A 12,810-nucleotide genomic window follows, 5' to 3' on the forward strand; every position below is an offset into this window, starting at 1 on the left:
CGTCTTCACGCCACGTTTCGGGGGGAACCATGGCAGATCTCAATACCGCGCGAAGCGCCCTGCTCCGGCGCGATGTCGCCTTGCTGGTGGCAGCCGTTGTCCTCATTGCCATCGCCCTGGGCGGGTTCTATTTCGGCGGTGCCCAGGAGGCCCGCGATCAGGACCTGCTCGAGCTGACTCGTCAGGCCGGCGCCGATGCCCTGGAAATTGCCGAAACCGGTAGCGCTGCCACCCGCGGGGTGACCCCGGATTTCGGGCTTCTCAGCGCGCGCGTCGAAGATTTCGACTACACCCTCGAGACCCTCCGTAACGGCGACGACATCACCGGAATCGAAGCCGCTCCGGCGGCGGTGTCCGAAGCGGTGGAGGGCTTGGCAACGACCTGGGAAACGCTCAAGGGCTCGATCAATCAAATCGTTGGTGGTGAATCGGCCTACCGCACCATTCAGCGACAGGCAGCCGAAATCGAGCAACAGCTGCCGGCCATCGCCAGCGCTGCCGAAGCGCTGTCGGAACAATTGGCCAGCGGGGGCGCCCCGGTGCGTCAGGTGCAATTGGCAACCCGCCAGCTTGCCCGTCTCGAACGCGTGGCAGGCGCGCTTCCGGCCGTCCTTGGCGAAGGCCGCAATGCTGCCGAAAATGCCGAGACCCTGCGTGTTGAGAGCGCCCGCTTTGTCAGCGCCCACGAGCGCCTGATCAGCGGCGACGACACGCTGCCGGCGCTGCGGGACCGCGACGCCATCACGGCCGCCGTCGCCCTGCAGGAACAGTACCTGCCGATTGCCAATGGCATCGGGACCATCGTCGACTCGGCCGCCACGGTGGATGAGCTGCAGGCCCGCTCGGCCCTGCTGCAAGGACAGGCAGCAGACCTGCTGGCGGCATCGAAGGCGCTCGAGCAGGCCCTGCTCGACAACATCAAGCCCAACCGTGTGCTGCCGGTGGTAAGTGGTCTGGCGCTGCTACTGGCGATCGCCGCCATCGCCGGATTCTTCGTCATCTTCGTCCGCACCGCCCAGAGTGGATCGGCCGAGAGTGAACAACGGGACGCCCGCCAGCAGCAGGCCATTCTCGGACTGCTCGACGAAATCACCAACCTCGCTGATGGCGACCTCACCGTTGACGTCACGGTCACCGAGGACTTCACCGGCGCCATTGCCGACTCCATCAATTACACCGTCCAGAACATGCGTGCGCTGGTCGGCACCATCACCAACACCTCCGAGCGGCTGGCGGACAGCGCAGGCGAGACCCGGCAGATTGCCGCCCGCATGAACCAGGCCTCCGAGCAACAGGCCAAAGACGTGACCGCGGTGACCACGCAGATCGCCGCCACCTCGCAGTCGATGCAGCAGGTCGCGGGCCGTGCCGAGCAGCTCGCCAAGCAGGCGCAGGAATCGGTCGCGGTGGCCCACAACGGGGCACAAACCGTGGACCGCACCATTCAGGGCATGAACGCCCTGCGTGAACAGATTCAGGACACCGCGAAACGGATCAAACGCCTGGGCGAGTCGTCCCAGGAAATCGGCAACATCATCGAGTTGATCAACGATATCGCCGAACAAACCAGCACACTGGCGCTCAATGCCTCGATTCAGGCCGCAATGGCGGGTGAGCAGGGTCGCGGTTTTGCGGTGGTGGCCGAGGAAGTCCAACGCTTGGCCGAGCGCGCCTCCACCGCCACCCGTCAGATCGAGCACCTGGTCAAAACCATTCAGGCGGATACCAACGAGGCCATCATCTCGATGGAGCGTTCGACTCACAACGTGGTGAGTGGTGCCCGCAGCGCCGAGGAGGCGGGTGGTGCTCTGACCCAGGTCGAGACCAGCTCCCAGCAGATCGCCCGGCTGATCCAGGAAATCTCCGGCGCCGCTCGCAACCAGTCGGCAGCGGCCACCACCATTGCCGGTCAGATGCAGAATATTCGCGAAATCGCGGTGCAGACCTCCGGGTCCGCCGGCCAAACCGCCCAGGCCATTGGCGAACTCAGCGCGCTGTCGGAGCAGTTGCGGGCATCGGTGGCCGGGTTCAAGTTGCCGGAATAAGCCCCATGGCGGTGGGCTGACGCCGCGCAGCTGACGCGAAATGCCCCGCAAGGTGACTGGCAAGTCTCTGTTTTAATTGGGCTTGCTTGCGACCAAGCGTCGTCATCCGTACCATTTGCGACCCTTTTTTGGCGAACTCGGCGCCACCCTGCGCCGGGTTCATCTGCCCGCCTTTCCACGTAAGGACCCCACATGACCTATCAGGCCGACCTCGAACAACTGCTTGGGCTCAAGACGGTTTCCTACAAGTACAACCTCAGCAAGCCGGAGCTGTTTCACGAGGCCATCGCCAACGACCGGGGACGCGTGCGCCGCGACGGTCCATCCGACGCGCAGAAGGCATACGCTACCAAGCTCGGGGTCAACGGCCCGCTGGTCTACTACACCGACCCCGACTGTACCGGCCGCCGCACCAAAGATACCTATGCGGTGAAGTGGCCGGACGTGGCCGACCAGCTGTGGTTCAAGGCCGACCTGAACCCCTACGACCCCGACCAGTACCAGGCGCTGCTGAAGCGCGTCATCGAACACGTCAACCAAAAGCAGTCGACCCTGTACGTGAAGGACGTGTTCATGGGCTCGGACCCCGCGTTCGCGGTGCCGTATCGCTTCGTCGGCGAATACGCCACCCACGCCATGTTCGTCGACAACATGTTCCCCAAGGATCTGGAGGGCGTGAACGACGTCGAGGCCCGTCGCTGGACCATGATCAACGTTCCCAGCTTCGAGTGCGTGCCCGAGCGCGACGGCTGCCGCGCCGAAGCGGCCGTGATCATCGATACCCGCAACCGCATCTGTCTGGTGGCGGGGCGCGCTGACTACTGCGGTGTCAACAAGAAAACCATCTTCACCGTCGGCAACTATCTGCTGCCACTGGAAGGTCGGCTGTCGATGCACTGCTCGGCCAACGTCGGCGAGAAAGGCGATGGCGCCATCCTCTTCGGCCTGTCCGGCACCGGCAAGACCACCCTGTCGGCCGACGCCAGTCGCCGACTGATCGGCGACGACGAGACCATCTGGTCGGATACCGGCCTGTGCAATCTCGAAGGCGGCTGCTACGCCAAACTGATTGATCTCGACAAGCAGGCCGAGCCGGTCATTGCGGCCGCCATGAGCCAGCCCGGCACCATCATCGAGAACGTGCCGCCGCTGCCCGGCAAGACCATGGCGGAGTGCCATCCGGACGAACTGGACCTCAGCGATCGCAGCATCGCCGAGAACACCCGCCTGTCCTATCCCCTGGAGGTGGTGCCCAACACCATGCCCAACGGCCGGGGCCCGCATCCGCAGACCATTGTGCTGCTGACCGCCGACGCCTTCGGGGTGTTGCCGCCGATCTCCATCCTCGAGCCGAAGGACGTGATGTATCACTTCGTCTCCGGCTTCACCGCGCGCGTGGCGGGGACCGAAGTCGGCGTGACCGAACCGCAGCCGACTTTCTCGGCCTGTTTCGGCGGCCCGTTCATGGCCCACAAGCCCAACGTCTACGCCGAACTGCTGGCCAAGAAGATGCAGCAGAACCAGGCCCGGTGCATCCTGCTCAACACCGGCTGGAGCGGGGGCGCCTACGGCACCGGCAAGCGGATGAGCCTGAAGGTCACCCGTGCCCTGCTCAACGCCGCCCTCAACGGCGAGCTGGATACGGTCGAGACCGAGCTACAGCCGATCCTCAACCTGAAAATGCCGAAAAGCTGCCCGGGCGTCGACAGCGCCATCCTCAACCCGCGCAATACCTGGGCCGACAAGGATGCCTACGACGCCTCAGCGACCAAGCTGCGCGACATGTTCCGGCAGAACTTCGACAAGAAGGGCTTTGCCGCATTCGGGATCGAAGCCCGGATCTGAACGCCGAGCAGGAATCGAGCGGCCACCCTCGAGGTGGCCGTTTTCGTCTGTGATTGGCTGTGGCGGTGGCACGAAGCGTGCTGTGACGTGGAAAACCACCGGAAGTCCGCGCCATGATGTCTCGTCCCTGCCTGCTGCTATGCCTGCCCTTCCTGATCACGGCCTGCGGGGCCGGTACAACGTTGGACGCCACACCGGCCAAGGCCTTCGATCTGGAGGAAGCCACGGTGGCCGATATCCATGCCGCCTTCGCCGGTGCGCAGCGGAAGGCGGATGGCGCTCCGCTGACCTGTGTCGCCCTCTACGAGCAGTATGTGCAGCGGATCGCGACGATCGACAACACGCCGCAAGCGGGCGGACTTCCGATCCGCGCGGTGTTGCGTATCAACCCGATGGCCAGGGACGAAGCGGCTGCCCTTGATGCCCTGTATGCGGCCGATCGGGGCATCGGCGACCGGCCGCTGCATTGTGTGCCGATGCTGCTCAAGGACAACTACGACACTTTCGACCACCCGTCGACGTCGGGCTCATACTCAATGCTGGGGCATCAGCCGTCGATTGATGCCCATGCGGTCGCCGGGCTGCGCGCGGCCGGCGCGCTGATCCTGGGCAAAGCCAATCAGGACGAGTTCGCCTTCACGGTGATGGGCACCAGCGGGCGTGGCCCGCTCACCCGCAACCCCTACGACACGCGGCAGAGCCCGGGCGGCTCCAGTTCCGGCACCGGCGCGGCAATCGCCGCCAACTTCGCGGCCATCGGTACCGGCACCGACACCTGCATGTCGATCCGCTTTCCGTCGTCGGTCAACGGGCTGGTTGGCATTCGTCCGTCCGTCGGGCTGGTGTCACAGCACGGCATCTTTCCCCTGACCCACTCGCGCGACGCGCCCGGACCGATGGCGCGCACGCTCTACGATGCGGTACTCGCGCTCAACGCGATGGCCGGTGCCGACCCACGCGACCCGAAAACACTGGAATACCAGCATCCAACCTTGCCCAAACGACCTGACGACTACACGCGCTTTCTGGATACGGTCGGCAACGGGCTCGCCGGCCGAAAGCTTGGATTCGTGCGGCAGTTCGGTACCCGCGATGCCGCCGGCGACGGCGAGCACCTGACGCTGATCGATGCCGCCATCGCCGAAATGGAGGCGCTGGGCGCGACGGTCTACGACGTCCAGTTCCCCGAATTCGTCTCGGTGGCCGCCTCGGCCATGCACTACGAATGGAACGACTACTTCGCCCAATTCGAGGCTGAGAACGGCTACGCCGCCCCGCGCCGCTGCCTGACCGCACTCAACCCTGGCATCAATCGATGCAGGCTGCCGACCGACGGCATTCTCGAAACCGGCCTGGTGAGCCCGGTGGCGCTGGCTTCCGTCGGAGCCGGCGCGCTGAGCGATCCCACCGCACCACCCGATCCCGCCCTGCTGCAACAGCATGTCGATACCCGTGCCTACGTTGAAGGCCTGATGGATGCCTGGCCGCTACCGGAAGGCGGAACGGTACGACTGGATGCCTTGTTACTGCGACCGGGGAGCAGCCCCCGAACCTGTGACTTCGGTTCCAGCACCCAGAACCCCTCGGTGGTGGTCCCCATCGGCCTGACGTCCGATGGCGTGCCGAAGGGCATCGAAATCCTGGCCCGCAAATGGGATGAGCCCACCGCACTGGGCATCGCCTATCACTATGAGCAGCAGACCCACTGGCGGACACCGCCAGCGCTGCGGCGCGATCCGCTGGCAGACACCCTGATCACCGCGACCTTCAATGCCGCCCGCGAATCGCTGTTGCTACCGTTGCTGGATGAGGATCCTCAATCGCTACCTGTCGATACCTACCTGCGCGTGATCGCCGATTACGTACGCGGTTTCGCGGAGGTCCCTGCCCCACCCTGATGAAGGCTGGAGGATAATGCGGCGGAGCCACCGGGATCCCCCATGTCCGTCAACCGCATTTTCTGCATCGGCAAGAACTACGCCGAACATGTCGCTGAACTGGCCTCGCTCGGTCTCGACGACGCACCGCCGCTGCCCGATGAGGGCTGCGTCGTGTTCATGAAACCGGTCTCGGCGATCGTCGAGGCGGGGACCGAGATCGTGCTGCCCCGGGGCTTTGGCAGCGTGCATCACGAAGCGGAGATGGTGGTTCAGCTGACCGGCGGCGGGCGCGACATCGATATCAGCGACGCGCTCGACAGCGTCGCCGGAATCACCCTCGGGCTGGATCTCACCCTGCGTGATCTGCAGGCACGTCTGAAGCGCCAGGGCGCGCCATGGGAGCGGGCGAAAGCCTTTGACGGCGCCGCACCGCTCGGCGACTTCCAGCCCTATCTCGAACAGGACCTGCAGGCCCTATCGTTCACCTGTCACGTCAACGGTACTTTGCGCCAGCATGGACACACTCGCGACATGCTGTATCCGGTGGCGCGGCAGATACACCTCTTGTCGCAGCTATGGTCGCTGGAGCCAGGCGACGTCATTTACACCGGCACGCCCGCCGGCGTCGGCCCGCTGGTCCCGGGTGACGAAGTCACGCTGGAAGGAGAGGCCCTCGGCCGTCACGTCTGGCACTGCGCGTGAGCCGCACCCGCATCCTGGTGTTGCTGGCTGCGCTCTACCTCGCCCAAGGTCTGCCCTATGGCTTCTTCACCCAGGCGCTACCGGTCCTGATGCGCGAAGCGGGCTATTCGCTGACGGTCATCAGTGCCACCAGCCTGCTGTTCCTGCCGTGGGCCCTCAAGTTCCTGTGGGCACCCTGGGTGGATCACCGCGGCCGGCGCCGCGACTGGCTGCTGCCCCTGCAGGTGGCTGGGGCAGTGCTGGCGGTGGTGCTGGCGGGACTGCCGCTGGCCGACAGCCTGGTGGTGCTGTTTGCGGCGCTGCTGCTGTTCAACGTCATCGCCGCCACCCAGGACATCGCCACCGACGGCTTGGCCGTACGCCTGCTGAGCCCGCCGATGCGGGGGTTGGGCAACGGCATACAGGTGGGGGGCTACCGCCTCGGTATGGTGCTCGGCGGCGGCCTGTTGCTGTGGCTCTACACCCGGATCGGCTGGAGCGGCATGCTGATGGTGATGGCCGCGCTGCTGGCGCTGACGGTATTGCCGGTCCTGACCCTGCGCGAGCCGGCATCGGAACAGCCTCCATCACCCCCCGCGTCCCGCTTGTGGGCCGGGTGGTGGGCGCGCCTGCAACGGCCCGGCATGGGGTCCTTCATCGGCCTGATCGGGCTCTACAAGTTCGGCGACACCATGGCATCGGCGCATATCGGCCCGATGATGCTGGATCTGGGACTGGACACGGGCCAAATCGCGCTGATCAAGGGAACGCTGGGCGCCTCCGCCGGCCTCGCTGGCGCCGCACTCGGGGGCTGGCTGGCATTCCGATGGCAACGCCGCACCACGCTGCTGGCCTGCGGACTGCTGCAGACCGCCAGCCTGCTGCCCTACCTGCTCGCCGCATCGGGGATGGCCACGCTGCCGATGCTGTGGCTCGGCGCGACGGTCGAGCACCTGTTCGGCGGGATGGCCACCGTCGCGCTGTTCACCCTGATGATGGATGCCGCCGACCCGGATCATGCCGGTACCGACTACACACTGCTGGCCTGCATCATCGTGGTGGTGATGGGGATGGCGGCCTTCACTGGCGGCGTGGTCGGCGACAGTCTCGGCTATGTGCCGCTGCTGGGTCTCGCCATCGGGCTGTCTGCCACCGGCTGCCTGCTGTTGGTCTCACGGCTGGATCGCGGCAGCGCCCTGCCGGGCGTGGCCGCCATCTGGCGGCCGCGCTAGCGCGGTCCGGCTTCGGCGAGCAGCGCGGTGATGCGATCGTCCTTGTCGCGCCACAACGCGGATATCCACTGCTGAAACCGGGCGCGCGCGCCGGCGTCGGTTTCATAACTGTCGACAAAGAACGCGGCAGGGATCTCGAGCTGGCGGACATCAACCGTGACGCGGTGCATGCGGCCACAAAGAAAATCCCAGAAACCGCAGGCGCCATCGGGATAGACGATGGTGACATCGAGCAGGGCATTGAGCTTGGGCCCCATCGCGCTCATGGCGAAGGCAAAGCCGCCCGCCTTGGGTTTCAGCAAGTGGGTGTACGGCGACTGCTGCCGTTCATGCTTGGCCGGGGTGAAGCGGGTGCCCTCGAGAAAATTGAGAATCATCACCGGCTGGTCCCGATAACGTTGGCAGGCCCGTTTGGTGGTCTCGATGTCCTTGCCCTTGAGCGCCGGGTTGCGCCGGATTTGCTCGGCGCTGAAGCGCTTCATGAAGGGATAATCGAGCCCCCACCAGGCCAACCCGAGAACCGGCACCCAGATCAATTCCTGCTTGAGAAAAAACTTGAAGAACGGTGCGCGGCGACCGAAGGTGGCCATCAGCACGAAGATGTCGTTCCAGGTCTGATGGTTGGCACAGACCAGATACTGCCCGTCCGGATGCAGGTCGGCATCGATACGGGCATCGATCGTGTAATCCAGCAGCGCCCCCCCGAAAACGGTGTTCATCATCGCCCAACGCTGGGCCACCCAGGCCACCGCGCGACTCATGCGCGACCGCAGTTGACCCCGCGGCGGCGTCAGCAGCTTCAGCAGCACCAGCGCGAACAACGGGACCGCCCAGAACAGGGTGTTGATCACCAGCAACAGCGCCATGATCACGCCCTGCAACGGGCCCGGCAGGATTCTCAGCATGTGGGTTCCTCCCGCAGGATCAGTCGCTGTCGTGGGCGCGATCGGCAGCCGCGCGGAGCGTGCCGCTCTGGTCATACAACCGCACGCCCTGCACCGGCGACTCGGGCAGCCGGACCAGCACACAGGGCTGGGTCTGCGCCTGGGTTGCCAGCGTGTCGGGTGTCGGGGTGAAGAAGGTCGCCTGCAGCATCAGCTGGTTGCCGCGCTGACGCGCAGCCGCACTGACCGCCAGACCATAACCCCCGGAAGGCCGCGCACCCATCTCCACCATGACGAAGCGGCCTGTCGGCGCCAGACGATCCTCGCCCGACAACTGCGCGCCACGCTGGTCGGCCCAGCGTTGTGCGGCGTCGGCCGAGTCCAGCAGCGTTAGGCGCGTCTCATCGGTGTCGGTTCCGCAGTGCAAGCCGCGGCGCACCTCACTGACAGCCACCGACTGCGATGGCGACAGCCAGCCGCCGATGCCGGTCGCGCAGCCCGACACCAGTACAACGACCACCATCGGCAACACTGTGCGCTTCATCTTTCCGTTCATTCTCATCCCGTCTGGTGCCATCCCCTGACCTTGAATCGCCATATTCTCGCCCATTGCGACTGGCTGTGCCCGATGCCGACACCGCCGGTCGCCCGCCTTCCGACACCCACGCCGGGAAATGCTAGCGTTACTGCATGAATGCTCCGACACCGCCACTTCGCGAACGCAGGCTGGCCCTGCGCGAACTGCTAGACGATCTGGTCGCCGACGGGGCGGTCAGCGCCCGTGATGCCCGCGAGTGCTGGGTTCGTCAGTCGCAACAACCCGCCACCACCCGCCATCCACTACTGCTGATCGCGGATTCCGCCCTGCCCCGTACCGACGGCCCGACCGGCACCTGGACCGCCGATGCGCTGTCGCAATGGCTGGCGACGCAGTCGGGCCTGCCCTACTTCCGGGTGGATCCGCTGGGCATGGATGTCAGTGGCATCACCACCCTGGTGCCGTATGCCTACGCTGCCCGCGCGCAGATCCTCCCGGTGAGGGTGACCGCCGAGGAAGTGGTGGTGGCGACCGCCGAACCCTGGTGGCAGGAATGGGTGCGCGACCTCGAACCGGTGGTCAACCGCCGTATCCGTCGGGTTCTCGCCAACCCGCAGGACATCGAACGCTATCTGGGTGAGTTCTATGCCCTCGCCCGCTCGGTCCAGGGTGCCGAGCAGGCCCGTGATCGACGGCCGATGGCCGGCAACCTGCAGAATCTCGAACAACTGGTGGAACTGTCCCGCAAGGGCAAGCTGGACGCCGAAGCGCAGCCGATTGTGGCCATCGTCGACTGGCTGCTGCAGTACGCCTTCGAAAGTCGTGCCAGTGACATTCACCTGGAGCCGCGTCGCGAACATGGGCGGGTCCGGTTCCGCATTGATGGTCGCCTGCACGACGTCTATCAGATCCCGGCGGCGGTGATGCCGCCGGTGACCAGCCGCATGAAAATGCTGGCACGGATGGACCTCGCCGAGAAGCGCCGCCCCCAGGACGGACGCATCAAAACCCGCTCGCCGGCCGGCCGCGAGATCGAGCTGCGGGTGTCGGCGTTGCCGACCGCGTTCGGCGAGAAGCTGGTCATGCGGATCTTCGATCCGGATGTGCTGGTCAAGGACTTCGCCGCCCTCGGTTTCGATCCGGCGGACGAGCAGCAATGGCGCACCATGGTGGCGCAGCCCCACGGCATCGTCCTGGTCACCGGCCCCACGGGCTCCGGCAAGACCACCACGCTATACACCACGCTGCGGATGCGGGCGGTGCCGGAGGTCAATATCTGCACCATCGAGGACCCGATCGAACTGGTCGAGCCCAGCTTCAACCAGATGCAGGTCAACCCCGCCATCGGCCTGAACTTTGCCGACGGCGTGCGTGCCCTGCTGCGGCAGGACCCGGACATCATCATGATCGGCGAGATCCGCGATCTGGAGACCGCCGAAGTAGCGGTCCAGGCGGCCTTGACCGGCCATCTCGTACTGTCGACCCTTCACACCAATGACGCGCCGGGCGCGATTACCCGGCTGATTGATCTGGGGGTTCCGCCCTATCTGATCCGGGCAACGTTGCTCGGCGCCGTGGCCCAGCGTCTGGTCCGCCGCCTCTGCGAGCACTGCAAGCAACCCGGCCCGGTCGACCTCGACCACTGGGCAGCGTTCAGCGGTGACAGCGGTGTCGCCGCCCCCGCCACCGTGTACCTTCCCAAGGGCTGCCCCCACTGCCGCGAGACCGGCTTTCACGGCCGTATCGGGCTCTATGAAATGTTGCCACTGTCTGCCGCAGTGCGGGCGGAGATCCGCGCCGATGGCGATGACGAGGCCTTGCGCCGCGCCGCCCGGGCCGCCGGCATGACGCCGCTGCGACGGGCGGCGGCCCTGCGGGTGGCGGCGGGCGACACCGCGCTGGCGGAGGGCATCGCGGTGATGCCGCCAACCCTCTAGGGTCTGGCGACGCCCATGCCGAGGTCTGCCCCTCCCGACAACGGCGTACCGGCCAGCCGCCTTCAATTGCCGGAGGGCCAATGGCCCGACCTGCTGAGTTTCCTCCAGCAGCACTTCGCCAACGTCCCGGTTGACGAGTGGCGCACCCGCCTGTTGAACGGCCGGGTGCTGGATGACGCCGGACTGGCCCTGCCGGTGGACGCACCGTATCGGGTCGGCGCGAGCATCCGCTACTACCGTGAAGTTCGTGATGAAACCCCGATCCCGTTCGAGGCGAACGTGCTGTACCGCGACGCCCACCTGCTGGTGGCGGACAAACCGCACTTTCTCCCGGTGATCCCGGCCGGTCGTTTTGTCGAGCACACCCTGTTGACCCGCCTGCGACGCGACACCGGTCTGCGCGACCTCGTGCCGCTGCACCGCATCGATCGCGCGACCGCGGGTCTGGTCCTGTTCTCGGTCAGCCGTGACACCCGCGCGGCCTACCAGCGCCTGTTCGCGCAGCGCGCCATTCACAAGGGCTACGAGGCCATCGTGCCGGCAGCGCCACGACTGCCTGACCATCGAAGCAGTCGTCTGGTCCGGGGCCACCCGTTTTTCCGGATGCATGAGATCGACGGTCCTGCGAACAGCCTGACCCGTTTCGAATACGTGAGCCAGCAGGGCGCCTGGGCGCGCTACAGGCTGTACCCGGTCACCGGGCGCAAACACCAGCTGCGGGTTCACCTGGCGGCGCTGGGCGCACCCATCCGTCACGATCCGTTATATCCCGAGGTCCGGCCCTCCGTGATGGCGGACGATCCGGCCCGGCCGCTGCAATTGCTGGCGGCTGACCTTCACTTCACGGATCCGCTATCAGGCACGCCGCGACACTTCCGCAGCGAGCAGCGGCTCGATTGGCCCAGAAGTTGAGCAAAAAAAGGCCCGGTCATCGCGACCGGGCCCCTGGCAACGGGATGGCGGAACTCAGTCTTCGCCGCCGAGGAATCCGCCCAGCTGCAGCAGACTCATGAACAGGTTGTAGACACTCAGATACAGGCCCACCGTGGCGGAAATGTAGTTGGTTTCACCGCCCTGCACGATCCGCTGGGTGTCGTAGAGGATGAGACCGGAAAAGATCGCGATGGCGGCTGTCGATACGGCCAGTGCCAGACCCGAGATGTTCAGGAAGATGTTGGCGATCGAGGCGATGACAATCACCATCAGGCCGATGAACAGGAACTTGCCCATGCCCGAGAAGTCACGCTTGGTGGTGAGCGCATAGGCCGACAGCCCGAGGAAGATCGCGCCGGTACCGCCGGCTGCCATCATTACCAGCTCCGCGCCGTTCGAGAACGCCGTCAGATAAGCCGTGATCACCGGACCGGTGGCGAAGCCAATGAACCCGGTGAAGGCGAACACCGACAGCAAACCCCAGGCACTGTTGCGCGTGGCGTGGGTGAGGAACAGCAGTCCGAACATCCCGCCCAGCATCACCGCCCAGTGCAGCGGCGGTACCCGCATCGCCATCGACATCGCCGCCATGCCCGCCGAGAACAGCAGGGTCAGCGACAACAACCAATAGGTGTTGCGAAGGACTGCGTTGGTCTGCAGTGCGGAGACCGGCCGGGCCTCCGGGCGATAGGCCCCGGGAGACGACGTCCGCACCGGTATCGGGCGCTGCGTTTCATTCCAGCTCATTGCTCGACCTCGTAATGGATCAGGAAAACAGGGACTTCAGTGTACGTTATAGACCCCGTGCGCGGCAGCAGGTTCCACGCTCGCCTGC

Annotated in this window: 10 protein-coding genes; 7 read left to right on the forward strand and 3 right to left on the reverse strand. The window is 65.7% G+C overall.

Going from position 1 to position 12,810, the window contains the following annotated elements:
• The first annotated feature begins 29 nt into the window (after window positions 1-29).
• The 5 genes from JN531_RS00870 (at window position 30) to JN531_RS00890 (ending at window position 7,683) form a co-directional block, all read left to right on the forward strand.
• Window positions 30-2,045: a methyl-accepting chemotaxis protein gene (locus JN531_RS00870; RefSeq protein WP_228346965.1), complete on the forward strand. Its 2,016-nt coding sequence runs from the start codon at window positions 30-32 to the stop codon at window positions 2,043-2,045.
• Between the two features lie 192 nt (window positions 2,046-2,237).
• Window positions 2,238-3,890 (forward strand): phosphoenolpyruvate carboxykinase (ATP), encoded by a 1,653-nt coding sequence (locus JN531_RS00875; RefSeq protein ID WP_228346966.1) that lies wholly within the window; start codon window positions 2,238-2,240, stop codon window positions 3,888-3,890.
• 113 nt (window positions 3,891-4,003) lie between these two features.
• Window positions 4,004-5,788 carry an amidase family protein gene (locus JN531_RS00880; protein WP_228346967.1) on the forward strand — a complete coding sequence of 595 codons (1,785 nt, stop codon included), beginning with the start codon at window positions 4,004-4,006 and terminating at the stop codon, window positions 5,786-5,788.
• A gap of 42 nt (window positions 5,789-5,830) precedes the next feature.
• Entirely contained in the window at window positions 5,831-6,472 is a 642-nt protein-coding gene (locus tag JN531_RS00885) for a fumarylacetoacetate hydrolase family protein (protein ID WP_228346968.1), read from the forward strand.
• Window positions 6,469-7,683, forward strand: a complete 1,215-nt coding sequence (locus JN531_RS00890) for an MFS transporter (RefSeq protein WP_228346969.1) — start codon at window positions 6,469-6,471, stop codon at window positions 7,681-7,683. The genes JN531_RS00885 and JN531_RS00890 overlap by 4 nt, the downstream gene beginning before the upstream one ends.
• Here JN531_RS00890 and yihG read toward each other — a convergent pair.
• On the reverse strand, window positions 7,680-8,588 hold the full coding sequence (yihG, locus tag JN531_RS00895; RefSeq protein ID WP_228346970.1) for a 1-acylglycerol-3-phosphate O-acyltransferase, YihG family: 909 nt from the start codon (window positions 8,586-8,588) through the stop codon (window positions 7,680-7,682). The two genes, JN531_RS00890 and yihG, sit on opposite strands and share 4 nt — an antisense overlap.
• A gap of 19 nt (window positions 8,589-8,607) precedes the next feature.
• On the reverse strand, window positions 8,608-9,123 hold the full coding sequence (locus tag JN531_RS00900) for a protease complex subunit PrcB family protein (protein ID WP_228346971.1): 516 nt from the start codon (window positions 9,121-9,123) through the stop codon (window positions 8,608-8,610).
• Between the two features lie 134 nt (window positions 9,124-9,257).
• Here JN531_RS00900 and JN531_RS00905 point away from each other — a divergent pair, with 134 nt between their 5' ends.
• Window positions 9,258-11,042 carry a GspE/PulE family protein gene (locus JN531_RS00905; protein ID WP_228346972.1) on the forward strand — a complete coding sequence of 595 codons (1,785 nt, stop codon included), beginning with the start codon at window positions 9,258-9,260 and terminating at the stop codon, window positions 11,040-11,042.
• Between the two features lie 15 nt (window positions 11,043-11,057).
• A complete protein-coding gene (locus JN531_RS00910; RefSeq protein WP_228346973.1) occupies window positions 11,058-11,954 on the forward strand; it encodes a pseudouridine synthase in 897 nt (298 codons plus the stop codon).
• Window positions 11,955-12,008: 54 nt separating this feature from the next.
• Here JN531_RS00910 and JN531_RS00915 read toward each other — a convergent pair whose 3' ends face one another.
• Window positions 12,009-12,722: a Bax inhibitor-1/YccA family protein gene (locus JN531_RS00915; protein WP_228346974.1), complete on the reverse strand. Its 714-nt coding sequence runs from the start codon at window positions 12,720-12,722 to the stop codon at window positions 12,009-12,011.
• Between the last annotated feature and the right edge of the window lie 88 nt (window positions 12,723-12,810).

Origin of the sequence: Flagellatimonas centrodinii (assembly GCF_016918765.2) — a bacterium.
GTDB lineage: Bacteria > Pseudomonadota > Gammaproteobacteria > Nevskiales > Nevskiaceae > Polycyclovorans > Polycyclovorans centrodinii.

Excerpts from the sequence above, each read along its gene's own strand:
- JN531_RS00870 (WP_228346965.1), top strand. The coding sequence starts at position 30 with ATGGCAGATCTCAATACCGCGCGAAGCGCCCTGCTCCGGCGCGATGTC.
- JN531_RS00875 (WP_228346966.1), top strand. The coding sequence starts at position 2,238 with ATGACCTATCAGGCCGACCTCGAACAACTGCTTGGGCTCAAGACGGTT.
- JN531_RS00880 (WP_228346967.1), top strand. The coding sequence starts at position 4,004 with ATGATGTCTCGTCCCTGCCTGCTGCTATGCCTGCCCTTCCTGATCACG.
- JN531_RS00885 (WP_228346968.1), top strand. The coding sequence starts at position 5,831 with ATGTCCGTCAACCGCATTTTCTGCATCGGCAAGAACTACGCCGAACAT.
- yihG (WP_228346970.1), bottom strand. The coding sequence starts at position 8,588 with ATGCTGAGAATCCTGCCGGGCCCGTTGCAGGGCGTGATCATGGCGCTG.
- JN531_RS00900 (WP_228346971.1), bottom strand. The coding sequence starts at position 9,123 with ATGAACGGAAAGATGAAGCGCACAGTGTTGCCGATGGTGGTCGTTGTA.
- JN531_RS00905 (WP_228346972.1), top strand. The coding sequence starts at position 9,258 with ATGAATGCTCCGACACCGCCACTTCGCGAACGCAGGCTGGCCCTGCGC.
- JN531_RS00910 (WP_228346973.1), top strand. The coding sequence starts at position 11,058 with ATGCCGAGGTCTGCCCCTCCCGACAACGGCGTACCGGCCAGCCGCCTT.
- JN531_RS00915 (WP_228346974.1), bottom strand. The coding sequence starts at position 12,722 with ATGAGCTGGAATGAAACGCAGCGCCCGATACCGGTGCGGACGTCGTCT.